At 72.6% G+C, this 23,651-nt stretch carries 18 protein-coding genes; 13 read left to right on the top strand and 5 right to left on the bottom strand.

Annotated elements, in window-relative coordinates:
- The gene (locus ACFY6U_RS23490; RefSeq protein WP_390041079.1) at positions 1-201 is read left to right on the top strand and encodes a ferredoxin; all 201 of its coding nucleotides are present in this window, start codon (positions 1-3) and stop codon (positions 199-201) included.
- 94 nt (positions 202-295) lie between these two features.
- Here ACFY6U_RS23490 and ACFY6U_RS23495 read toward each other — a convergent pair whose 3' ends face one another.
- From ACFY6U_RS23495 to ACFY6U_RS23505, 3 genes are read right to left on the bottom strand one after another with little or no spacing between them, the layout of a single operon-like run.
- Positions 296-1,192: an aminoglycoside phosphotransferase family protein gene (locus ACFY6U_RS23495; protein ID WP_390041081.1), complete on the bottom strand. Its 897-nt coding sequence runs from the start codon at positions 1,190-1,192 to the stop codon at positions 296-298.
- Between the two features lie 32 nt (positions 1,193-1,224).
- The gene (locus ACFY6U_RS23500; RefSeq protein ID WP_390041083.1) at positions 1,225-1,731 is read right to left on the bottom strand and encodes a DUF4439 domain-containing protein; all 507 of its coding nucleotides are present in this window, start codon (positions 1,729-1,731) and stop codon (positions 1,225-1,227) included.
- Positions 1,728-2,189 carry a hypothetical protein gene (locus tag ACFY6U_RS23505; protein WP_390041085.1) on the bottom strand — a complete coding sequence of 154 codons (462 nt, stop codon included), beginning with the start codon at positions 2,187-2,189 and terminating at the stop codon, positions 1,728-1,730. Before ACFY6U_RS23505 ends, ACFY6U_RS23500 begins: the two co-directional genes overlap by 4 nt.
- Positions 2,190-2,539: 350 nt before the next feature.
- On the opposite strand from ACFY6U_RS23505, the gene rimP reads away from it, so the two are divergent.
- From rimP to ACFY6U_RS23550, 9 genes are all read left to right on the top strand, one after another.
- Positions 2,540-3,049 (top strand): ribosome maturation factor RimP, encoded by a 510-nt coding sequence (gene rimP / locus ACFY6U_RS23510; RefSeq protein ID WP_390041087.1) that lies wholly within the window; start codon positions 2,540-2,542, stop codon positions 3,047-3,049.
- Positions 3,050-3,051: 2 nt separating this feature from the next.
- Positions 3,052-4,038, top strand: coding sequence for a transcription termination factor NusA (gene nusA, locus ACFY6U_RS23515; RefSeq protein WP_390041089.1), 987 nt, complete (start codon positions 3,052-3,054; stop codon positions 4,036-4,038).
- Between the two features lie 149 nt (positions 4,039-4,187).
- The gene (locus tag ACFY6U_RS23520) at positions 4,188-4,457 is read left to right on the top strand and encodes a YlxR family protein (protein ID WP_351492458.1); all 270 of its coding nucleotides are present in this window, start codon (positions 4,188-4,190) and stop codon (positions 4,455-4,457) included.
- 154 nt (positions 4,458-4,611) lie between these two features.
- A complete protein-coding gene (gene infB, locus ACFY6U_RS23525; protein ID WP_390041092.1) occupies positions 4,612-7,734 on the top strand; it encodes a translation initiation factor IF-2 in 3,123 nt (1,040 codons plus the stop codon).
- Positions 7,735-8,109: 375 nt separating this feature from the next.
- Complete coding sequence (locus ACFY6U_RS23530; protein WP_046732584.1) at positions 8,110-8,403, top strand: DUF503 domain-containing protein; 294 nt, start codon at positions 8,110-8,112, stop codon at positions 8,401-8,403.
- A 46-nt stretch (positions 8,404-8,449) separates the two neighbouring features.
- Complete coding sequence (rbfA, locus tag ACFY6U_RS23535) at positions 8,450-8,908, top strand: 30S ribosome-binding factor RbfA (RefSeq protein ID WP_351502553.1); 459 nt, start codon at positions 8,450-8,452, stop codon at positions 8,906-8,908.
- A complete protein-coding gene (truB, locus tag ACFY6U_RS23540; protein WP_390041094.1) occupies positions 8,905-9,810 on the top strand; it encodes a tRNA pseudouridine(55) synthase TruB in 906 nt (301 codons plus the stop codon). The genes rbfA and truB overlap by 4 nt, the downstream gene beginning before the upstream one ends.
- Before the next feature lie 278 nt (positions 9,811-10,088).
- On the top strand, positions 10,089-13,865 hold the full coding sequence (locus ACFY6U_RS23545; RefSeq protein ID WP_390041096.1) for a trypsin-like peptidase domain-containing protein: 3,777 nt from the start codon (positions 10,089-10,091) through the stop codon (positions 13,863-13,865).
- A 118-nt stretch (positions 13,866-13,983) separates the two neighbouring features.
- The gene (locus tag ACFY6U_RS23550) at positions 13,984-14,934 is read left to right on the top strand and encodes a bifunctional riboflavin kinase/FAD synthetase (RefSeq protein ID WP_351502547.1); all 951 of its coding nucleotides are present in this window, start codon (positions 13,984-13,986) and stop codon (positions 14,932-14,934) included.
- 72 nt (positions 14,935-15,006) lie between these two features.
- On the opposite strand, the gene ACFY6U_RS23555 is transcribed toward ACFY6U_RS23550, so the two are convergent.
- Complete coding sequence (locus ACFY6U_RS23555; protein ID WP_390041098.1) at positions 15,007-18,339, bottom strand: SCO5717 family growth-regulating ATPase; 3,333 nt, start codon at positions 18,337-18,339, stop codon at positions 15,007-15,009.
- Positions 18,340-18,846: 507 nt separating this feature from the next.
- The gene (locus ACFY6U_RS23560) at positions 18,847-19,140 is read right to left on the bottom strand and encodes a DUF397 domain-containing protein (protein ID WP_181804473.1); all 294 of its coding nucleotides are present in this window, start codon (positions 19,138-19,140) and stop codon (positions 18,847-18,849) included.
- Positions 19,141-19,409: 269 nt separating this feature from the next.
- On the opposite strand from ACFY6U_RS23560, the gene rpsO reads away from it, so the two are divergent.
- From rpsO to ACFY6U_RS23575, 3 genes are all read left to right on the top strand, one after another.
- Complete coding sequence (gene rpsO / locus ACFY6U_RS23565; protein ID WP_004924725.1) at positions 19,410-19,697, top strand: 30S ribosomal protein S15; 288 nt, start codon at positions 19,410-19,412, stop codon at positions 19,695-19,697.
- A 327-nt stretch (positions 19,698-20,024) separates the two neighbouring features.
- Positions 20,025-22,250, top strand: a complete 2,226-nt coding sequence (locus ACFY6U_RS23570; protein ID WP_351501498.1) for a polyribonucleotide nucleotidyltransferase — start codon at positions 20,025-20,027, stop codon at positions 22,248-22,250.
- Complete coding sequence (locus ACFY6U_RS23575; protein WP_390041101.1) at positions 22,247-23,626, top strand: M16 family metallopeptidase; 1,380 nt, start codon at positions 22,247-22,249, stop codon at positions 23,624-23,626. Before ACFY6U_RS23570 ends, ACFY6U_RS23575 begins: the two co-directional genes overlap by 4 nt.
- The last annotated feature ends 25 nt before the right edge of the window (positions 23,627-23,651 follow it).

Here is a 23,651-nt window from a genome sequence, read left to right on the forward strand (position 1 = left end):
ATGGACCAGCACATCACCATCGACTGGACCTCCTGCCAGGGCCACGGCCTGTGCGCGGAACTCCTCCCGGAGCACATCGCCCTGGACGAGTGGGGCTACCCACTGGTCGACGGCCGCCCCATACCCCCACGCACGAGGAAGCGAGCCCGCAGAGCGGCGGCGGACTGTCCTGTCCTGGCCCTGAGACTGAGGGAGGAATAATTCCCTGGGGGCGCGGGGAACTGCGCGACCAGCCACAACGCACCCGCAGTCGGGGAACGACCCACACCACCCCCGCACCGGCCCTGAAAGCGCCCTACAGCCACCCAGCGAACTCCAGCAACAGTTCCCCGTCCTTCGGCCGCCCCACCCGAAGCGCCCGCACACCCGACTCCACCGCCCGGAACAACGTCCACCCCCGCAACCGCTCCTGATCCACCTCGAGCGACTCCGCAAGCCGCTTGATCCGTCGCCGGGTGATGGACGCCCCGGACGGTGAGGCGATCAGATCCTCCACCCGGTCCCGCACCAACCGCGCGAGATCGAACGCACACTCCCCGACCACCGGATCCGGCCCCACCGCCAACCACGGCATCCGCTCCCCGGCCAGCACCTTGCTCTGCCGGAACGTGCCGTGCAGCAACCGCTGCTCGGGCGGCGCGACCAGCAACTCCTCCCGGGCCGCGACCGCCGCCGCCACCAACGGCCCCGCCTCGGCGTCACCGGCCGCCCAGGCCATCGCCGCGGCCTGCCGCCCCGTCCGCTCGGTCACCGTCTCGAAGACGAGCCCCTCCGGCGGCGGCACCCAGAGCCGCCGGAGCGTCCCCGCCGCCTCCAGCAACGCCTTCGCCTCGGGCAGCGACCGCACCGAGACCTCCGGATGCAGCCGCTCAAGGAGCAGCACGCCCGCGGGCCCGTCGGCTTCCAGCACCTGCACCGCACCGAGCCCGCCCCAGTGCGCCAGCGCCGCCGCCTCGCTCTCCGGGCGGGCCCGCCGCGGCGCCAGCTTCAGTACGGCAGGCGAGTCGTCCGCCCGCCGCACCAGCAGGACCACACTGCTGCGGCCGCCCGGCACCTGAACCCGCTCCACGGTCAACTCGCGTCGCGCGACGGCCTGTTCCACCGCACCCGGCAGCCTCTCCAGCCAATCGTCACCGTCCGGCACCGTCTCACCGAGCGCCCTCACCAGGCGCCGCGGCGGTTCGAAAGCCATACGCGAGTCGTTCCTTTCCTGCCTCTGAGGCCCTAGGGAGTCGCCGAAACCGTGAGCGAGGGCGAGGCCGCCCCACCGGCCGCCGCCCCGGAACCCGCACCGGAACCCGCTCGCTCGGCGAGCCCAGGGAAGGCTACGCTCTCTCCGCGCCAGCGCACCGCCCGCACCGCGGCCTCCCGCAGCGCCGCGGCCGCCGAGCCGCGCCGCTCGCCGGAGGACGCCCGGACCAGGTCGGAGTAGACGTCGGCCACCCGCTCCTCCAGCTCGGCCGCGAGCCGTACCGCCGTAGCGGTGTCCGTGACGGCGAACGGCAGCGCGTACGCGGCGCTCGCGGCGACGGGCGCACCGCCCAGGTCCCGTACCTCGCGGGCCAGCGCGTCCCGGCCGGCCCGGTGCGCGTCGTACGCCGAGCGTGCCTCGGCCAGCCGCTGCCCGCCGATCTGCCCGCCGACGACGCCGTAGCCGTACACCGCCGCGTGCTCGGCCGCCAGCGCCGCCTGGAGCGCTTTGAGGACGCCCGCCTCCGCCTCGTCGCTCACCGGTCACCCTTCGTCAGCAGGTACGCGTGCCCGGCCCCGGCCGCCGCCACCCCGGCCAGCAGCCGGGCCAGTTCGCCCGGCACGTCCAGCAGCGCCTTGGTCCGCTGCTCGGCAAGGCTGCGCTCGGCGGCGGCCAGCGAGGCGAGCGCGGACCTCTCGTCGGCGGGCACGGTCGGCGAGGCCGACGGGGACGCCGTGGGCGAAGAGGAAACCGTCGCCGTAGGGGAGGCCGTGCCCTCCTCGAACGCCGCCGCATGCGCCGCCACCTCCGCCCGCAGCGGCCGCAACCGCTCCGCGAGCGCGGGATGAACGGCGAGGACGGCGTCGTACTGCCGCATCAGCCCCCGGCTGTCCCGGGCCGCACGCGCGCGTGCCCGCGCGGACACCGACGTACTCCCACCGCTGCCGGCGGAGTCCGAATCAGTGGAGCAGCCCACCAGCACGGCAGCCGAGGCCACCGAAACGATCAGGCTCCTTCTTCGCAACAGCGAGGGGAACGACACGGCAGACGTCCTCAGGGGGCTCGTACGAACACACGGGCGGACATGCACCCGACCGTGATCACGTTACCCGTGCGCCCCTCGAACTCATGTCACCGGCTCGACAGCCAACTCAAGGGGCGCGGGGAACTGCGCGACAAGCCCCCCACCGCCCGCACCCGCCCGACAACCTCAGCCCCCCCCGACGCCCAGGGCGATCGGCCCCACCCCCGGAGGCACCCGCACGCAACACCCCCCGCGACCCGATACCCTTTGACCAGACACGCGACCCATCCCACAACAGCACACGCGGCCGAGGAGTCACCCGGATGAGCACCACCCAGAGCGAGAGGCTGCGAGAGCTCCTGGAACCGCTCGTCACCTCCCAGGGACTGGATCTCGAAGAGATCGCCGTGGACTCCGTCGGACGCAAGCGCGTGCTGCGCGTCGTCGTCGACTCCGACACCGGGGCGGACCTGGACCAGATCGCCGATGTGAGCCGTGAGCTCTCGGCGAAGCTCGACGAGACGGACGCGATGGGCGAGGGGGAGTACACCCTGGAGGTCGGCACCCCCGGCGCGGAACGCCTGCTCACGGAGCACCGGCACTACCTGCGCGCCGTGGACCGCCTGGTCAGTTTCCAGCTGGCCGAGGGCGGGGAACTGGTCGCCAGGATCCTGGACGTCGACGACGAGGGCCTCGACCTGGAGGTGCCCGGCGTCAAGGGCCGCAAGGCCACCGGCCGCCGCCTCGGGTTCGCCGAGATCGAGCGGGCGCGTGTGCAGGTCGAGTTCAACCGCAAGGACAAGAAGGACATGACGGAAGAGGAGGAGGCGTAGCCGTGGACATCGACATGAGCGCCCTGCGGGGCTTGGTTCGGGAGAAGGAGATCTCCTTCGACCTGCTGGTCGAAGCGATCGAGTCGGCCCTCCTCATCGCCTACCACCGCACCGAGGGAAGCCGCCGCCACGCGCGCGTGGTGCTCGACCGGAACACCGGGCACGTGACCGTGTGGGCGAAGGAGGACCCCGAGGACCTGGAGGAGGGGCAGGAGGCGCGCGAGTTCGACGACACCCCGTCGGACTTCGGGCGGATCGCCGCCACCACCGCCAAGCAGGTGATCCTGCAACGGCTGCGCGACGCCGAGGACGACGCCACGCTCGGCGAGTACGCCGGCCGCGAGGGCGACATCGTCACCGGAGTGGTCCAGCAGGGCCGCGACCCGAAGAACGTGCTCGTCGACATCGGCAAGCTGGAGGCCATCCTGCCGGTGCAGGAGCAGGTCCCCGGCGAGACCTACCCGCACGGGCTGCGGCTGCGGTCGTACGTCGTACGGGTGGCGAAGGGCGTCCGCGGTCCCTCCGTCACGCTCTCCCGCACCCACCCGAACCTCGTGAAGAAGCTCTTCGCGCTGGAGGTGCCGGAGATCGCCGACGGGTCCGTCGAGATCGCCGCCATCGCCCGCGAGGCCGGTCACCGTACGAAGATCGCGGTCCGTTCCACCCGTTCGGGCCTGAACGCCAAGGGCGCGTGTATCGGCCCCATGGGCGGCCGGGTCCGCAACGTGATGGGCGAGCTGAACGGCGAGAAGATCGACATCGTCGACTGGTCGGACGACCCGGCCGAGATGGTGGCGAACGCGCTGTCCCCGGCCCGCGTCTCCAAGGTCGAGGTCGTGGACCTGGCGTCCCGGTCCGCCCGGGTGACCGTGCCGGACTACCAGCTGTCGCTGGCGATCGGCAAAGAGGGCCAGAACGCCCGGCTCGCCGCCCGGCTCACCGGCTGGCGGATCGACATCCGCCCGGACACCGAGCAGGCGGCCGAGTAGATCACCCGGCGGGGCCCCGCCGGGTCTCCCGTCGGGGTTCACCCGGACGAGGGGAATAGTTCCAAGCCGCAGGTGGCTTGGATTACGACAACGGGCGTTCGATCTTTGCCCCGAAGGGGTGAGGTCGGTTCGGGGAGGTAGACTTAGCAGTGTCTGGCCGGACGCATGCCCGCGCATGCCCTGAGCGCACCTGTGTGGGGTGCAGGCAGCGAGCGGCCAAGACCGAACTGCTGCGGATCGTGGCGATCGAGGACGAATGCGTCCCCGATCCTCGCGGTACGCTGCCCGGCCGGGGTGCATATGTACACCCCGCCCAGGTCTGTCTGGACCAGGCGGTGCGCCGCCGGGCACTCCCGCGGGCGCTGCGCGCCCCGGGCCCGCTGGACGTAAAGGCGTTGCGCCGGTACGTCGAGCAGTAACACCGTAAGAAGCGTCGTTCGGAACGTCCGTGCGGCTCTGGTACCCCGCGAGTTGGAAGTAGGTCGAGATTGCGATGAGCACTCGATGAGCACGCGATGAGTACGCCCATGAAGTAGCGACGGTCCGGACGCACCCGGACCTAAAAGGAGCGAAGTGGCTAAGGTCCGGGTATACGAACTCGCCAAGGAGTTCGGGGTTGAGAGCAAGGTCGTCATGGCCAAGCTCCAGGAACTCGGTGAATTCGTCCGTTCGGCGTCCTCGACGATCGAGGCGCCCGTAGTACGCAAGCTGACCGACGCGTTCCAGGGCGGTGGCAAGCCCGCCCCGCGCAAGGCGGCCCCCAGGCCCGCGGCGCCCTCTCCGGCGCAGGCGGCACGTCCTGGTGCCCCGAAGCCCGGCGCCCCGCGTCCGGCCGCCCCGCAGCCGCAGGCGCAGGCTCCGGCGGCCCCCGCGGCCCCGCAGGCGCCCGCGACCCCGGCTCCGGCCCCGGTCACCCCCGCGCCGGCCGCCTCCGGCCCGCGTCCCGTCCCGGGCCCGAAGCCCGCGCCGCGTCCGGCTCCGGCCGCGCCCGAGTTCACCGCTCCGCCGGCGCCTCCGGCCGCCGCGGCGCCGAGCCCGGCCGCCGCACAGGGCCAGCGTCCGCAGGGCGGCGGTCCCCGTCCGGGCCAGGGTGCCCCGCGCCCCGGTGGCCGTCCGGCCCCCGGCCAGCGCGATGCCCGTCCCGGTCAGGGCGCGCCGCGTCCCGGTGGCCAGGCCCCGCGTCCGGGCGGTGCCCGTCCGGCCGGTCCGCGCCCCGGTAACAACCCCTTCACGTCCGGTGGCTCCACCGGCATGGCCCGCCCGCAGGCCCCGCGCCCGCAGGGCGGCCCGCGCCCCGGTGGTCCCGGTGCCCCCGGCGCAGGTCCCCGTCCGCAGGCGCCCGGCGCCCAGGGCGGCGGTCCGCGTCCTCAGGCTCCCGGCGGTTCCCGCCCGAGCCCGTCCGGTATGCCCCGTCCGCAGGGCGGTCCGCGTCCCGGCGGCGGCTCCGCGGGCCCGCGTCCGAACCCCGGCATGATGCCGCAGCGTCCCGCTGCCGGCCCGCGTCCCGGCCCCGGCGGCGGCGGTCGCGGTCCCGGCGGTGCGGGTCGTCCCGGCGGTGCCGGTCGTCCCGGTGGCGGTGGCGGCTTCGCCGGTCGTCCCGGTGGCGGCGGTGGCGCCCGTCCGGGCGGTGGCGGCGGCTTCGCCGGTCGTCCCGGCGGCGGTGGCCCCGGCGGCGGTGGCGGCGGCTTCGGCGGCGGCCCCGGTGGCGGTGGCGGCGGCGGTCGTCCCGGCTTCGGCGGTCGTCCGGGCGGTCCCGGCGGCCGTGGTGGCACGCAGGGCGCCTTCGGCCGTCCCGGCGGTCCGGCGCGTCGCGGTCGCAAGTCGAAGCGGCAGCGTCGCCAGGAGTACGAGGCCATGCAGGCCCCGAGCGTCGGCGGCGTGATGCTGCCGCGCGGCAACGGCGAGACCATCCGTCTCTCCCGCGGCGCGTCGCTCACCGACTTCGCGGAGAAGATCAACGCCAACCCGGCGTCGCTCGTCGCGGTCATGATGAACCTCGGCGAGATGGTCACGGCCACGCAGTCCGTCTCCGACGAGACGCTGCAGCTCCTCGCCGACGAGATGAACTACACGGTTCAGATCGTCAGCCCCGAGGAGGAGGACCGCGAGCTGCTCGAGTCCTTCGACATCGAGTTCGGCGAGGACGAGGGCGACGAGGAGGACCTGGTGGTCCGTCCGCCGGTCGTCACCGTCATGGGTCACGTCGACCACGGTAAGACCCGACTGCTCGACGCCATCCGCAAGACGAACGTCATCGCGGGCGAGGCCGGCGGCATCACCCAGCACATCGGTGCCTACCAGGTCTCCACCGAGGTCAACGACGAAGAGCGCAAGATCACCTTCATCGACACCCCGGGTCACGAGGCGTTCACCGCCATGCGTGCCCGTGGTGCGAAGTCGACCGACATCGCGATCCTGGTCGTCGCGGCCAACGACGGCGTCATGCCGCAGACGGTCGAGGCGCTCAACCACGCCAAGGCGGCCGACGTCCCGATCGTCGTCGCGGTCAACAAGATCGACGTCGAGGGTGCCGACCCGACCAAGGTGCGCGGTCAGCTGACCGAGTACGGCCTGGTGGCAGAGGAGTACGGCGGCGACACCATGTTCGTCGACATCTCCGCCAAGCAGGGTCTGCACATCGACTCGCTGCTGGAGGCCGTGGTCCTCACCGCGGACGCCTCGCTCGACCTGCGGGCCAACCCGGCCCAGGACGCGCAGGGCATCTCGATCGAGTCCCGTCTCGACCGCGGCCGCGGTGCCGTGGCGACGGTCCTCGTCCAGCGAGGCACCCTGCGGGTCGGCGACACGATGGTCGTGGGCGACGCCTACGGTCGCGTCCGCGCCATGCTCGACGACAACGGCAACAACGTCGCCGAGGCCGGCCCCTCCACGCCGGTGCAGGTCCTGGGTCTCACCAACGTCCCGGGTGCCGGCGACAACTTCCTCGTGGTCGAGGAGGACCGTACGGCCCGCCAGATCGCGGAGAAGCGTGCGGCGCGCGAGCGCAACGCGGCCTTCGCGAAGCGCACGCGCCGCGTGTCCCTGGAGGACCTGGACAAGGTGCTCAAGGCCGGCGAGATCCAGCAGCTCAACCTCATCATCAAGGGCGACGCTTCTGGTTCCGTCGAGGCCCTGGAGTCCTCCCTGCTCCAGCTGGACGTCGGCGAAGAGGTCGACATCCGCGTCCTGCACCGCGGCGTCGGTGCGGTCACGGAGTCCGACATCGACCTGGCGATGGGCTCCGACGCCATCGTGATCGGCTTCAACGTCCGCGCGGCCGGCCGCGCGGCGCAGATGGCCGAGCGCGAGGGTGTGGACGTCCGGTACTACTCGGTCATCTACCAGGCGATCGAGGAGATCGAGGCGGCCCTGAAGGGCATGCTCAAGCCGGAGTACGAGGAGGTCGAGCTCGGTACGGCGGAGATCCGCGAGGTCTTCAAGTCGTCCAAGCTGGGCAACATCGCCGGTGTCCTCATCCGCTCGGGCGAGGTCAAGCGCAACACGAAGGCCCGCCTCGTCCGCGACGGCAAGGTCATCGCGGAGAACCTCAACATCGAGGGCCTGCGCCGCTTCAAGGACGACGTCACCGAGATCCGCGAAGGCTACGAGGGTGGTATCAACCTCGGAAACTTCAACGACATCAAGATCGACGACGTCATCGCGACGTACGAGATGCGCGAGAAGCCGCGGGTGTAACACCCACGGTTGGTGCCGGCCGACGGGATTTCGGTTCCGTCGGCCGGCACGTTTCCCGCAGACCCCGGGCCTCCGCCCGCCCACCACCCGACTCGGTCGGCAGTAGGTACCGTCTCGGTCCGCCGAACAGGCACCGCCCGAGGGGGCACCTTTTCAGCGCACCGAGTCGGGTGGTGGGTGGGCGAGGCCGGGGTCCGGGGCGGAGCCCCGCGGCGGGGCCTTGCCCACCGAGTCGGGCGGGTGGGTGGGCAGAGACCCGGGTCCGGGCGCAGCCCGGTGGCGGGTGGGGAAAGTCGGTCGAGCCCCCGGCAGGGACGGGGTACCGTTCCTGACAGGGCCATCGATCCCGTACCGGCGGGTTAACCGGATACATACATGTACGTGGGGACCCTGTCCTTCGACCTCCTCCTCGGCGACATCCACTCGCTCAAGGAGAAGCGCTCCGTCGTCCGCCCGATCGTCGCCGAACTCCAGCGGAAGTACGCCGTGAGCGCGGCCGAGGTGGACCACCTGGACCTTCACCGCAGGGCCGGCATCGGCCTTGCCATGGTCTCCGGCGACGCCGCGCACCTGACCGACGTACTCGACCGGTGCGAACGGCTGGTCGCCGGCCGCCCCGAGGTGGAGCTGCTGTCCGTCCGACGGCGCTTCCACGGCGACGACGACTAGACCTGAGACTTGAGAACGACGAGAAGAAAGAACGGGAGACGGACCAGTGGCCGACAACGCGCGGGCGAAAAGGCTGGCGGACCTCATCCGAGAGGTGGTGGCCCAGAAGCTGCAGCGCGGGATCAAGGACCCGCGGCTCGGTACCCACGTCACCATCACGGACACCCGGGTCACGGGTGACCTCAGGGAGGCGACCGTCTTCTACACGGTGTACGGCGACGAGGAGGAGCGGAAGGCCGCGGCCGCCGGTCTGGAGAGCGCCAAGGGCATCCTCCGGTCCGAGGTCGGCCGGGCCGCCGGCGTGAAGTTCACGCCGACCCTCGCCTTCGTGGCGGACGCCCTCCCGGACACCGCCCGGAACATCGAGGACCTCCTCGACCGGGCGCGCCAGTCCGACGCGAAGGTCCGCGAGGCCTCCGCGGGCGCTGCCTACGCCGGTGAGGCCGACCCGTACAAGAAGCCGGGCGAGGACGACGCCGACGAGACGGACGACGCCACCGAATGACCAGCAAGCCCACCCCGCCCGACGGCCTTGTCATCGTCGACAAGCCGTCGGGCTTCACCTCGCACGACGTCGTCGCCAAGATGCGGGGCATCGCCCGCACCCGGCGCGTCGGGCACGCCGGCACCCTCGATCCCATGGCCACGGGCGTCCTCGTCCTCGGTATCGAGCGGGCCACCAAGCTCCTCGGGCACCTCGCCCTCACGGAGAAGGAGTACCTGGGGACCGTCCGCCTCGGGCAGAACACGGTCACGGACGACGCCGAGGGCGAGATCACCTCGTCCACCGACGCCTCCGAGGTCACCCGCGAGGCCGTCGACGCCGGCATCGCCAAGCTGACCGGCGCCATCATGCAGGTCCCGTCCAAGGTCAGCGCCATCAAGATCGACGGCGTACGGTCGTACAAGCGCGCCCGGGACGGCGAGGACTTCGACATCCCGGCCCGCCCGGTGACCGTCTCGTCGTTCGCCGTGTACGACGTCCGGGACGCCGTCGCCGAGGACGGCACCCCCGTCCTCGACCTGGTCGTCTCCGTCGTCTGCTCCTCCGGTACCTACATCCGCGCCCTCGCCCGAGACCTCGGCGCCGACCTGGGCGTCGGCGGCCACCTCACCGCGCTGCGCCGCACCCGCGTCGGGCCGTACAAGCTGGACTCCGCGCGCACCCTCGACCAGCTCCAGCAGGAGCTGACCGTGATGCCCATCGCGGAGGCGGCCGGAGCCGCGTTCCGCCGCTGGGACGTCGACGACAGGCGGGCCCGCCTGCTCGCCAACGGCGTGCGCCTGGAGATGCCCGACGAGTACGCGGGCGCCGGCCCCGTCGCCGTGTTCGGCCCCGAGGGCCGCTTCCTGGCCCTCGTCGAGGAGCAGAAGGGCAAGGCGAAGAGCCTCGCCGTCTTCAGCTGAGCCCACGGGGTCCGCCGGGCCCCTCGGGCCCTGCCCGTGGAGCGGCGACCACGGGGTCTGACGCCGCCGCCGCTCCACGGTCCCCCCTCGGTTCCCCCACCCCTAGGGTGTATCCACCCGCCCCGGGCTATTCACCCGACCGAGCAGGCGCTCGGAGTGAACCGGGGGAGCGGAGGGGGGCGCGTTCACCGCCCGCTCTGTCCCGCTGATCATTTCGCGCCTACGGTCGAAGACAGCCGGAGACAAGGGCACGGATGTACGGGCGGGGAGGTTCGATCATGGCGGGACGCGGCCTGCGGACCGGGAGCGGTCGCCGGACGGCGGACGGTACGCGGGAGGCGGCGCAGGACACGGGGCCGGGGCTGGACGAGCGGTTGGTCCGGGTCCGGGACCTCGCCGGACGCCCGCGCGGCACCGGCTTCCTGGCCGATCATCACGGGACGCTGATCACCAGTCACGAGGCCGTCGACGGCCTCGCCCGGATCGTGCTGCACGCGGCCGGGGACCGCACCTGCGTGGTCGGCTCGGACGCCGTCGTCCCGCTGCCCGCCTACGACCTGGCCCTGGTCCGCACCGAGGGCCTCGCCGTGGACCCGCTCCCGATCACCGTACGTGAACGCATCCCGGCCGGCGCCTACGTGCGCATCGCAGCCGACCGCTGGCGCGAGGCCCGGGTGCTGGCCGCGACCCAGGTGACGTACACCGCCACGGACCGCTTCCACCTCCTCGAGGACACCCTGGAGCTGGCGATCGGCACGGCGGGCCGGGACGCGCTGCGCCTGGGCGGCGGAGCGGCCGGCGGCCCGGTCCTGGACGCGGAGACCGGCGCGGTCCTGGCCGTCCTCGGCACCGCCCTCCAGTCCGGCCAGCGGGACGTGGGCTTCGCCGTATCTCTCCACCACCCCGACAGCGGCCCCCTCGCCGACCTCCTGGCCACCAACGCGGCCACGGTCCCGGCCTACGGCATCGACCTCAACCTCGCGGGCGTACTGGAACTGACGGCCACGTCCGTAGCCCAGGACGGCCCCCCAGGCGCCCTCTCCGGCTACGCAGGCCACCACATGCCAACGCCCCGCCCCGGCTCGCCCCGCGCCAGCTCACCCCACTTCGAAACGCCCCACTTCGCAACGCCCCGCACCGGAGCGCCCCAAAGGGGCGCGGGGAACTGCGCGACCAGCCCCCACCCACCCGCAGCCGCCCCACCACCTCTCACGGCACTCGCAGGCGAACACACCGACCCCGTACAACCGGTAGAACGAGCCGCAACCGCAACGGAGCTGTCGGCCTTCGCCGAAGGCACCGGCACCGGCACCGGCACCGGCACCGTCCTGGCCCTGGTCGGCGCCCCCGGAACGGGCCGGACCACCGAACTCGCCGCCCTCGCCGCCCGCCGCAACCGCACAGCGAACCCGGCCCCCACCCTCTGGCTCCGCGGCGCCGACCTCAAGGACGCCGACGACTCCGTCGCCGACGCGGCCCGCCGCTCCCTGGAGCGCGCGGTCCGGATCGTCGCCGCCTCCCGCTCCCAACTCCCCGGCGACCTGGGTGAGGTGACCGTGGAGCGACTGGCCCGCCTCGCCGCCCGCGCCGGACGCCCGCTCCTCCTCCTGCTCGACGGCCCCGAGGAGATGCCCCCGGTCCTCGCCCACCGCCTCCCCGCCTGGACCGAGGGCACCGCCGACTGGCTGCGCGACACCGGCGCCCGCCTGCTCCTGGCCTGCCGCGACGAGTACTGGGAGCACGCCGGCGCCGAGTTCCCGCCCGCCCTGCTGCACCAGGGCACCGGCGACCCCGCCTGCGTCCGGCTGACCGACCTCACCCCCGACGAGGCCCGCCGCGCCCGCTCCCGCTACGGCATCCCCGACAACGCCCTCATCGACCGCGACGCCAGCCATCCCCTCACCCTGCGCCTGCTCTCCGAGGTCCGGGCCGCCCTCCCGGACGCCCCGGCCGACCAGGACCCGATCGACCGGCACGACGTCTTCGCCGCCTACCTCGACCTCATGTGCCTGCGCATCGCGGTCCGCCTGGCCGCCGAGAACGGCCTGCGCGGTACGGCCGTACGACGGCTCGCCGCCCGGGTCTCCGGACAGGTGCACGAGGCCGCCCGGCGCAGCCTCGGCCCCGGACAGGGCGAGCTGGACCGGGAGTCCTTCGAAGCGGTGTTCCCCTGGGGACCCGTCCCGGCCCACCTCGGCGGCGGCTCCGGCTGGGCCTCCGCCGTGCTCACCGAGGGACTCCTGGTGCCCGCCGGCGGCGGCTACCGCTTCGCCCACGAAGAGCTCGCCGACTGGATCCAGGGGATGCACCTGGACTTGGACGAAGCCCTCCACGCCCTCGTCCACCGCCCCCGCACCCCCCTGAGCGCCCACCCCCTGCCCGTCCCGCGCCACAGGGTCGGCCCGGTCGTCCAGGCCCTGTTGCTGCTCGACCGGGAGTACGGGCCCACCCAACTCACACCGCGACTCGACGAGTTGCTGCACGCCCTCGACCTGGCCTCCGGCTCCTGGTGGGCGGCACGCCTGCTCACCCAGACCCTGCTGCGGCTGCCCGACGCGACGCCGTACACCGGGGTGCTGCGGCTGCTCGCCGACCGGGTCGTGGGCCGCCGGCGCACCGCGGCCGCCGAGTCCGGATCCCCGTTCGGGCCGGAGTTCGGCCCGGAATTCTGGACCGCGCTCGCCCTCCCGGCCGCGAACCGCTTCGACTTGCTGCGCAGGCTCGTGCTTGCCGACGAGCCGCTGCCGGAGCCGGAGCCGGAGACCGCGGGCTTCGGCCGCTTCGGAGCCCGGCCGACCCGGCCGACCCGGGTACCGGTTCAGCCGACGACGGAAGAGCCCGAGGGCACCGCCCCCCGCTACCTGGACGCCGTGGCCCGACTCCTGGCCGCCGACCCCGCCGCCGTGCAGCCGTGTCTCACCCGGTGGTTCGACGACGAGCGGCCGTTGCCCGCGATGCCGCACGCCACCGTGGCGACGGCGGCCCAGGCGTTGCTGCACACCCACCGGCAGCGGGCCCTGGACGAACTGACCGAGGTGCTGGTGGACGCGGCACACCGGCGCGGCGACGAACTGCTCGCCGTGCTCGCCGAGGACGAGCCGTCGGCGGTGTGCCGGGCCGTCGACCGCTGGGCGCACGACGAGCGCCCGGCCCGCCGGGTGGCCGCCATGGCCCACGGGCTGCGCACCGCCCCGCACGTGCACAGCGAACCCGACCGCGAACTGCTCCGCTACGCCGCGCTCGCCCTGCTCGCCCGCCCCGCCGACTGCACCCTGCACGGCGGCGCCCTCGCCCTGCTGGTCCGCGACCCGGTGACCCGCGCCCGCCATCTCCCGCAGGCGCTCCGGCACTTCGCCGACGGCGACCACCAGCTGACCCCCGCCGCCCTGGTTCCCGCCCTGGCCACCCACTCCGACGAGGTCCTGGAAGCCTTCCGCGCCCGGCTGCGGGGACCGGACGCCGGACAGGTACTGCGCACGCTCGCCCACGTCACCGCGCCCGCCCTCGCCCACCGGGTCACCGAGCTGGTCCTGGAGGCCGCCGAGCTGCGGCCGGAGCTGGCCGGGCAGGTGGCCGCCTTCGTCGAGCGCCGCCTGGACCAGGGCGCCGAGGCCCGAACCGTCCTCCTGCCGGTGGTCACCGAGCTGCTCGACGACGGTCCCGAGCCGGTCCGGGCGGCCCTCGCGACCGTACTCGGCGCGGGCGGCACCCCCGCCTCCCGACCGCTGCGCGGGGAACTCCTGGAGTTCCTGCTGGAGCGTGAACGCGACCCGGGCGTCCTCGACGCCCTGCTGCACGCGGCCGCCGCACAGCGCGAGGACGACGGCGACGGGATGCGCGAGCTGGTCAGGCGCACCGGGCTGCTGCTGGTCCGCACCCCGGACGGGGCGACCCTGTTCGACCGCGGACTGGTCGACCTCGGCCGGCACGTCCCCGGATTCGCCGCCCTGATGGCCCGCTGGCTCACCGACACCCCGCAGGAGTGGGCCGCGGTGGTCGGGCCCAGCACCCGCCGCATGCTGGGAAACCTGGCGGGCATGCGGGTCCCGGCGTGAGCGCGGACACGTGCGCCCGGTCACAGCGACCGTGCCGGTGTGAGACGGGTCCGGCAAACATGGCACCCTTAGACCTGCGTAAGACGGACAACGGACACAGGTTCGAGGAGCGGACACAGTGCAGCGCTGGCGTGGCTTGGAGGACATCCCCGAGGGCTGGGGGCGCAGCGTCGTCACCATCGGGTCCTACGACGGGGTGCACCGCGGTCACCAGCTGATCATCCGGCATGCCGTGGACCGTGCCCGTGAGCTGGGCATCCCGGCCGTCGTCGTGACCTTCGACCCGCACCCCAGCGAGGTCGTCCGCCCCGGCAGCCACCCGCCGCTGCTCGCCCCGCACCACACCCGCGCGGAGCTGATGGCGGAGCTGGGCGTGGACGCGGTGCTGATCCTTCCCTTCACCACCGAGTTCTCGAAGCTGTCGGCCGCCGACTTCGTGGTGAAGGTCCTGGTCGACAAGTTGCACGCCAAGGCCGTCGTCGAGGGCCCCAACTTCCGCTTCGGCCACAAGGCCGCGGGCAACGTCGAGTTCCTCATCGAGCAGGGCAAGGTGTACGACTTCGAGGTCGAGGTCGTAGACCTGTTCGTGCGCGGGGAGGCGGGCGGCGGCGAACCGTTCTCCTCGACCCTGACCCGGCGCCTGGTCGCCGAGGGCGACATGGCCGGTGCCCGCGAGATCCTCGGCCGCCCGCACCGGGTGGAGGGCGTGGTCGTGCGCGGCGCCCAGCGCGGCCGTGAGCTGGGCTTCCCCACCGCCAACGTGGAGACCCTCCCGCACACCGCGATCCCCGCCGACGGCGTCTACGCCGGCTACCTGCACGCGCAGGGCGAGGTGATGCCGGCCGCGATCTCCGTCGGCACCAACCCGCAGTTCGACGGCACCGAGCGCACCGTGGAGGCGTACGCCATCGACCGCGTGGGCCTGGACCTGTACGGCCTGCACGTCGCCGTCGACTTCCTGGCCTACGTCCGCGGCCAGGCCAAGTTCGACTCGCTCGACGCCCTGCTGGAGCAGATGGCCGAGGACGTCAAGCGCTGCCGGGAGCTGGTGGCGGCCGAGAACGCCTGATCCGGCGGAGGCTCGGCGATACGCCGAAGGGCGGCCGGTGCGCGAGGCACCGGCCGCCCTTCGGCGTTCCGGCTACTGCTGCGGCGGCTGCTCCTGCGGGGGCTGCGGCGGCTGCGGGGGCTGCTGCGGGTAGCCGTATCCCGGCTGCTGCGGGTAGGGCTGGGTGCCGGGCTGGGGCTGGGGCTGCGGCTGGGCCTGGGGCTGTCCGTACAGCTCCTGCTGTGGGTACGGCTGCTGTTGCTGGGGGTACGGCTGCGGGGGATACGGCTGCCCGGGCGGCGCGTACGGCTGGGGCTGGCCGGGTGCGTACGGCTGCGGCTGGCCGGGCGCGTAGTACTGCTGCCCGGGCAGGGGCTGGCCGGGCATCGGCGGGGCGGCCACCGGCGGCGGGTTGCCGTCGTTGGTCCACAGGCCGTGCATCTGCTGGTGCCGGACGAAGTCCTCGGCGACCATCGCCGCGAGGTTGAAGTACGCCTCCCGCACCTTCGGCCGCATCATGTCGAGGTCGACCTCGGCACCGGCGGACAGGTGCTCGTCGAAGGGGACGACCACGACGCCCCGGCAGCGCGTCTCGAAGTGCGCCACGATGTCCTCGACCTTGATCATCTTGCCGGTCTCGCGGACCCCCGAGATCACGGTGATGGACCGCGACACGAGGTCGGCGTAGCCGTGTGCGGACAGCCAGTCCAGCGTCGTGCTCGCGCTGCTCGCCCCGTCCACGGAGGGCGTCGAGATGATGATCAGCTGGTCGGCCAGGTCGAGCACCCCGCGCATGGCGCTGTACAGCAGACCGGTGCCGGAGTCGGTGAGGATGACCGGGTACTGCTTGCCCAGCACGTCGATCGCGCGCCGGTAGTCCTCGTCGTTGAACGTGGTCGAGACGGCCGGGTCGACGTCGTTGGCGATGATCTCCAGGCCGGACGGCGCCTGCGAGGTGAACCGCCGGATGTCCATGTAGGAGTTGAGGTACGGGATCGCCTGGACCAGGTCACGAATGGTGGCCCCGGTCTCGCGGCGCACGCGGCGGCCGAGCGTGCCGGCGTCCGGGTTGGCGTCGATGGCGAGGATCTTGTCCTGCCGCTCGGTGGCGAGCGTGGAGCCCAGCGCGGTGGTCGTGGTGGTCTTGCCGACACCGCCCTTGAGACTGATCACCGCTATCCGGTAGCAGGACAGCACCGGCGTGCGGATCAGCTCCAGCTTCCGCTGCCGCTCGGCCTCCTCCTTCTTCCCGCCGATCTTGAACCGGGAGGACGCGGCGGCGGGCCGGCCGCTCTTCGCCTTCTGCTTCTTGTTGTTGAGCAGCCGGTCGGAGGACAGCTCCACGGCGGCGGTGTAACCCAGCGGCGCGGCACCGGGGTTGGTCATCTGCCGCTGGTCGTGCTGGATGGGCTGCGGCCAGGCGGCGCCGGCCCGGGGGTCGACGGGCGGCTGGGGCTGCGGGGCCTGCGGCTCGGCCGGCTGCGGGCTCTGCGGCGCCGGCTGCGGTGCCTGTACGGCGCGCGGGTCCTGCGGGGCGGCCTGCGGCGGCTGGGGCTGCGGCTGGCCCGGCGGGGGGAACCCGTAGCCGCCGGGCTGGACCGGTGCCTGCGGCTGTCCGGGCTGCGGGAAGCCGTAGCCGCCCGGTGCCTGCGGCGGCGCGACGGGGGCGCCCGGCTGGGGGAAGCCGTAGCCGCCCTGCGCGTCGGGCACGGCCGGCTGCGGGGCGTACGGCTGCGGCTGTCCGGGCTGCGGGGGCGTCGCGGGCTGGTTCCACGCGGCGGGCGCGGGCTGCGGGGCCTGCGGCCGGAACGGCTGCGGACCCTGCGCGGCGGCGGGCTGGGGCTGCGGCTGTCCGGGCGCGGGCTCAGGGGCTGCCGGCTGGACCGGCCACTGGGCGGCGGGCGCGGGGGCCGCGGGCTGGTACGACGGCGGCAGCGGCGGAACCACCGCCGGAGGCGTCGGCGGGGGAGCCCAGGCGGTGGGCACGATGTCCTCGGGAGCCGGGGGCGCGTCCTGCGGAGGGGCCGGAGGCGCGGGGACGGCGGGGGGTTCGACGGGGGCGACGACGGCTACGGCGTCGTCGGTCTCGGCGCGAGCCTCGTCGTTGTCGTTGTCGTCGTCATGGGTGTCCACGACGTCCACGACGGCCACGGCGTCCTGGGACTCGTCTTCGTCCGCCGTGTCGTCCGCCGGGTCGGCTTCCCACACGGACTCGTCCGTCTCGGCCGTAACGTCGGCATCGGCACCGGCACCGGCATCAGCGTCGGCATCGTCGGCGGCGACGGCGTCGAACTCGTCGCTCGGCGCCCCGTCCTCGGCCTCCTCCTCGTCGGCGTCCTCGTCGGCGTCTTCGGCGTGCTCCTCGGAGTTCACCGGAAGGGCGACGGCCGCGGCCTCCGATTCGGCTTCCTCCGCCTCCTCTTCCCGCTCTTCGTCGGCGGCGGGCTGCCCGGCGGCCTCGGCCGTCTCGCGCCTCACCGCGGCGGGGGAGAACCGCATCGTCGAACCGCTCTCCAGGTCACCGTTGTCCTCCTCGGGCTCCGGTGCCGGCTCCTCGGCGGTGCTCGGCTGCGGCTCGAAACCGACCGGCAGCTGCGGTACGGCGGCCGGGCCGCCTACGGGCGGCCCGGCCGGGGCCGGGGGCGGCGTGAACGGTGCCTTGGGCGGTGCGGCCGGTGCCCCGGCGTCCGCGCTCGGCGCCGGCAGCGTGAACGGCGCACCAGGCGTGGAGGCGGGCGGAGGGGTGAACGGAGCCCCTGGCGTTGACGCGGGCGCGGAAGTGAACGGCGCTCCGGGAGTTGACGCGGGCGGCGCGGTGAAGGGCGCACCCGGCGTCGAAGGGGGCGGCGGTGTGGCCGGCGCACCCGGCGTCGGGGCAGCCGGCGCCGAAGCCGTCGGAGGCGTGAAAGGCGCCCCGGGCGTCGCGGTGGGCGGCGGAGTGAACGGTGCGCCCGGAGTTGACGCGGGCGGCGGAGTGAACGGCGCTCCGGGAGCCGACGTCGGCGGGGGTGTGAACGGCGCGCCCGGAGCAGAGGTCGGCGGAGACGGCGGCGGGGTGAAGGGCACCCCTGGACCGGGCCTCCCGCCCCCCTGCTGGGCGTGCGGAGGAGGGGTCAGCCCGGGGATCGGCGCCCCCGGCGGGAACGGCGAACGAGGCTGAGCGGCATGCCCCGCACCGGCACCCGGACCTGGACCGGCAGCCCCCGGACCCGGCCCGTTCTCCGCGTCGGAACCGCCCGCGGGTCCCGGACCGCCCGCTCCGCCGGTCCCTGGACCGGAACCGTCGGCCGCGTTCTGCGTGTACCAGGCGGGCGGCGCGTAGTCGATCGTGAACTCGCCCGTCATCTCGTTGAGGGACTCCGCGTCGGGCTGGTCATCGCCGGGTGTGGCCCAGCCCCCGCGGATCCCGTCCCGATCGCTGCTCACAGTTCCTCCTGGTGTGGTCGAGCACCCTCATGCCGTGCCGGCGCGACGACCATGTCGTGTCGTTCTCAGCATCCGTATTCGTGTGAGGTAGTCCGATCCACCGGCTCTCCCCCTCGGGACATCGGCGCCGTAATCACGGTCCGGACGTCGTGCCCCCCTCCCAGCCTAATCACCGTGAGCCGCACCTCGGCAGGCCCGTCCGTCTCTCGTCGGAGGTCCGCCTGGTCACACCCTGCCCGGAAGTGGTGTGCGGGGCCTTCGTATTGCCGAACAATCGATGAACAAAACGGGCAAGAACCGTCAGTTCGGGTACCAGTTGGCGTGCGCCGTGTCCGGGTGAGCAGACGAAGCGGGCGAACTGGCCCCGGGAAACGGGACATTGCGCGCGGGTGTCACGGGTGCGGGGGAGGGCGAGGTGAGCACGGTGAAGGCGGGCGCAGGGAAAGGCGGGCGCAGGAACACGAAGGGGCGGCACGCGTGCGTGCCGCCCCTCGATGCGCTGCCCGCCTACTGGGCGGCCAGCCCGCCGTTGCGCTCGTTCGGCTCCAGGTCGAACTCCCCGTCCCGCGCGCCCAGCACGAACGCCCGCCACTCCGCCTCCGTGTACCGCAGCACGGTGCCGTGGTCGAGCGAGGACCGCATGGCCACCGCACCCTCGGGCAGGTAGGCGATCTCGACCCGCTCCTCGTCCTGCTCGGTACCGGGCGCGCAGTGCCACTCGACGCCCGAGATGTCGAGCGCGTAGAGCTCGTCCCGTTCCCGCTCCTTGCGCGCCTTCATCTCCTCAGCCGTCTCGCTCATCCCGCAGCGACCCCTTCCCGTCGTGTCTGGGCTGTGACCGTCACACTACTGGCGGTGGCACCGGCCTCGTCCTTTCTTCCGGATCCCCGGGACGGAGCCCCTCATCGGCACTGGTACCCTTGACGACGGCCGTTTGTGTACGCACCCCCGGAGTCCCCCGCGGACCCTGGAGGCAGCGCCCAGCGGATCCCCGCCTCCCGAGTAACGGAAGCTCCCCCGAGACAAAGACCGGGGGCACTCGGTGGCCATTCAGACTACGAGGAGTTCGAGTGTCGCTCGACGCCGCAGTGAAGAAGCAGATCATCTCCGAGTTCGGTACCAAGGAGGGTGACACCGGCTCCCCCGAGGTCCAGGTCGCTCTGCTGTCCCGTCGGATCTCCGACCTGACGGAGCACCTCAAGACCCACAAGCACGACCACCACTCCCGCCGTGGTCTGCTGATCCTGGTCGGTCAGCGCCGTCGCCTCCTGCAGTACCTGGCGAAGAAGGACATCCAGCGCTTCCGTGCGCTGGTCGACCGCCTGGGCATCCGCCGCGGTGCGGCGGGCGCCAAGTAAGACGCCGTGAAGGGAGCGGTTCCCGGAGAGACACCCCGGGGCCGCTCCCTTTGCCGTACGTGCGGAAACGTGCGGAGTGTCACTGACGCTTTGTAGTGTGGTAGCACAACGCAATACGCACGACACAGCAGGACAACGAAGAAGGAGAAGCGCACCCAAGCCGCCGCCGGTCCTCGGTAGTGGCCCCCGGGGGGAAGCGAGCCCCGGGTGCTTCGATCGAAGACCGGCCCGCACAGGACGGCGCGCTTCTCCGCAACCGTCCCCCCGCCACACGGGCGGATCGGGACAAAAGACGTAACGCAGACGAAAGTAACGGAGAAAACGCTAGTGGAGAACGAGACCCACTACGCCGAGGCCGTCATCGACAACGGCGCCTTCGGCACCCGCACCATCCGCTTCGAGACGGGCCGCCTGGCCAAGCAGGCCGCCGGCTCCGCCGTGGCGTACCTGGACGACGACACCATGGTGCTGTCGGCCACCACCGCCTCCAAGAACCCCAAGGACCAGCTCGACTTCTTCCCCCTCACGGTGGACGTCGAGGAGCGGATGTACGCCGCCGGCAAGATCCCGGGTTCCTTCTTCCGCCGTGAGGGCCGGCCGAGCGAGGACGCGATCCTCACCTGCCGTCTGATCGACCGCCCGCTGCGCCCGTCCTTCAAGAAGGGCCTGCGCAACGAGATCCAGGTCGTCGCCACCATCATGGCGCTCAACCCCGACCACCTGTACGACGTCGTCGCGATCAACGCCGCGTCCGCGTCCACCCAGCTGGCCGGTCTGCCCTTCTCCGGCCCGATCGGCGGCGTCCGCGTCGCGCTGATCAACGGCCAGTGGGTCGCGTTCCCGACGCACACCGAGCTCGAGGACGCCGTCTTCGACATGGTCGTCGCCGGCCGTGTCCTGGAGGACGGCGACGTCGCGATCATGATGGTCGAGGCCGAGGCCACCGACAAGACCATCCAGCTGGTCAAGGGCGGCGCCGAGGCGCCGACCGAGGACGTCGTCGCCGCCGGTCTGGACGCCGCCAAGCCCTTCATCAAGGTGCTCTGCAAGGCCCAGGCCGACCTCGCCGCGAAGGCCGCCAAGCCGACCGGCGAGTTCCCGATCTTCCTCGACTACCAGGACGACGTCCTGGAGGCGCTGTCCGCCGCCGTCCGCCCGGAGCTCGCCTCCGCGCTGACCATCGCGGGCAAGCAGGAGCGCGAGGCCGAACTGGACCGCGTCAAGGGTCTGGCCGCCGAGAAGCTGCTCCCGGAGTTCGAGGGCCGCGAGAAGGAGATCTCCGCCGCGTACCGCTCGCTCACCAAGCAGCTGGTCCGCGAGCGCGTGATCAAGGAGAAGAAGCGCATCGACGGCCGCGGCGTCACGGACATCCGTACGCTCGCCGCCGAGGTCGAGGCCATCCCGCGCGTGCACGGCTCGGCGCTGTTCGAGCGTGGCGAGACCCAGATCCTGGGCGTCACCACCCTGAACATGCTCCGGATGGAGCAGCAGCTGGACACCCTCTCCCCGGTGACCCGCAAGCGGTACATGCACAACTACAACTTCCCGCCGTACTCCACCGGCGAGACCGGCCGCGTCGGCTCCCCGAAGCGCCGCGAGATCGGCCACGGCGCCCTCGCCGAGCGCGCCCTGGTCCCGGTCCTGCCGACCCGCGAGGAGTTCCCCTACGCGATCCGCCAGGTGTCCGAGGCCCTCGGCTCCAACGGCTCGACGTCCATGGGCTCGGTCTGCGCCTCCACCATGTCGCTCCTGAACGCCGGTGTGCCGCTGAAGGCCCCGGTCGCCGGTATCGCCATGGGCCTGATCTCCCAGGAGATCGACGGCGAGACGCACTACGTCACCCTCACCGACATCCTCGGTGCGGAGGACGCCTTCGGTGACATGGACTTCAAGGTCGCCGGCACCAAGGAGTTCGTGACCGCCCTCCAGCTCGACACCAAGCTGGACGGCATCCCGGCCTCCGTCCTGGCCGCCGCCCTCAAGCAGGCCCGGGACGCCCGCCTCCACATCCTCGACGTGATGATGGAAGCGATCGACAAGCCGGACGAGATGTCCCCGAACGCCCCGCGGATCATCACCGTCAAGATCCCCGTGGACAAGATCGGCGAGGTCATCGGCCCCAAGGGCAAGATGATCAACCAGATCCAGGAGGACACCGGCGCCGAGATCACCATCGAGGACGACGGCACCATCTACATCGGTGCCGCCGACGGCCCGTCCGCCGAGGCGGCCCGCGCCACCATCAACGGCATCGCCAACCCGACGATGCCCGAGGTCGGCGAGCGCTACCTGGGCACGGTCGTGAAGACGACGACGTTCGGTGCCTTCGTCTCCCTCCTCCCCGGCAAGGACGGTCTGCTGCACATCTCGCAGATCCGCAAGCTGGCCGGCGGCAAGCGCGTGGAGAACGTCGAGGACGTCCTCGGCGTGGGCCAGAAGGTCCAGGTCGAGATCGCCGAGATCGACTCCCGCGGCAAGCTCTCCCTCATCCCCGTGATCGAGGGCGAGGAAGAGGCCTCCTCCGAGGACGCAAAGGACGACACCGACAAGTGACGTCGAGCAGCTCTACGGCGACGGCCCGCACCTCCTCGGAGGCGCGGGCCGTCGCCCGTACCCAAACCCTGATCAAGGGCGAGAACGGCATCGGCACGGTCCGCAAGACCACCCTCCCCGGTGGCCTGCGCATCGTCACCGAGACCCTGCCCTCGGTCCGCTCCGCGACCTTCGGCATCTGGGCCCACGTCGGCTCCCGCGACGAGACCCCCGCCCTGAACGGCGCCACCCACTACCTGGAGCACCTGCTCTTCAAGGGCACGACCCGGCGCAGTGCGCTGGACATCTCCTCCGCGATCGACGCGGTCGGCGGCGAGATGAACGCGTTCACGGCGAAGGAGTACACGTGCTACTACGCGCGCGTGCTCGACACCGACCTGCCGCTCGCCATCGACGTCGTCTGCGACATGCTCACGGGCTCCCTGATCCTCGAAGAGGACGTCAACGTCGAGCGCGGCGCGATCCTCGAAGAGATCGCGATGACCGAGGACGACCCGGGCGACTGCGTGCACGACCTGTTCGCGCACACCATGTTCGGCGACAACGCCCTCGGCCGCCCCGTCCTCGGCACGGTCGACACGGTCAACGCCCTGACCGCCGACCGCATCCGCCGCTTCTACAAGAAGCACTACGACCCCACCCACCTGGTGGTCGCGGCGGCGGGCAACATCGACCACAACAAGGTCGTACGACAGGTCCGCGCGGCCTTCGAGAAGTCCGGCGCCCTCAAGAGCTCCGACGCGCAGCCGATCGCCCCGCGCGACGGCAGCCGCACCATCCGGACCTCGGGCCGCGTCGAGCTCCTCGGCCGCAAGACCGAACAGGCGCACGTCGTCCTCGGCATGCCCGGCCTCGCCCGCACCGACGACCGCCGCTGGGCGCTCGGCGTGCTCAACACCGCCCTCGGCGGCGGCATGTCCTCCCGGCTCTTCCAGGAGGTCCGGGAGAAGCGCGGCCTGGCCTACAGCGTGTACTCGTACACCTCGGGCTTCGCCGACTGCGGGCTGTTCGGCGTCTACGCCGGCTGCCGGCCCTCGCAGGTGCACGACGTCCTCAAGATCTGCCGGGACGAACTCGACCAGGTGGCCGAGAACGGCCTGCCGGACGAGGAGATAGGGCGGGCCGTCGGGCAGCTCCAGGGCTCCACGGTCCTCGGCCTGGAGGACACCGGCGCGCTGATGAACCGTATCGGCAAGAGCGAACTGTGCTGGGGCGAGCAGATGTCCGTCGACGACATGCTGGCCCGGATAGCCGCGGTGACCCCGGACGAGGTCCGCTCGGTCGCCCGCGACATCCTGGGACAGCGCCCGTCGCTGTCGGTCATCGGCCCGCTCAAGGACAAGCAGGCCGCACGCCTGCACGACGCCGTCGCCTGACACACCACCGGTAAGGAACGAAGAC

This window comes from Streptomyces sp. NPDC013157 (assembly GCF_042899865.1).
Taxonomy (GTDB): Bacteria; Actinomycetota; Actinomycetes; order Streptomycetales; family Streptomycetaceae; genus Streptomyces.

What these genes read in the sequence shown, in the direction of transcription:
- ACFY6U_RS23495 (WP_390041081.1), bottom strand. Translation starts at nt 1,192, where the DNA reads ATGGCTTTCGAACCGCCGCGGCGCCTGGTGAGGGCGCTCGGTGAGACG.
- ACFY6U_RS23560 (WP_181804473.1), bottom strand. Translation starts at nt 19,140, where the DNA reads ATGAGCGAGACGGCTGAGGAGATGAAGGCGCGCAAGGAGCGGGAACGG.
- rimP (WP_390041087.1), top strand. Translation starts at nt 2,540, where the DNA reads ATGAGCACCACCCAGAGCGAGAGGCTGCGAGAGCTCCTGGAACCGCTC.
- ACFY6U_RS23530 (WP_046732584.1), top strand. Translation starts at nt 8,110, where the DNA reads ATGTACGTGGGGACCCTGTCCTTCGACCTCCTCCTCGGCGACATCCAC.
- ACFY6U_RS23490 (WP_390041079.1), top strand. Translation starts at nt 1, where the DNA reads ATGGACCAGCACATCACCATCGACTGGACCTCCTGCCAGGGCCACGGC.
- ACFY6U_RS23545 (WP_390041096.1), top strand. Translation starts at nt 10,089, where the DNA reads ATGGCGGGACGCGGCCTGCGGACCGGGAGCGGTCGCCGGACGGCGGAC.
- truB (WP_390041094.1), top strand. Translation starts at nt 8,905, where the DNA reads ATGACCAGCAAGCCCACCCCGCCCGACGGCCTTGTCATCGTCGACAAG.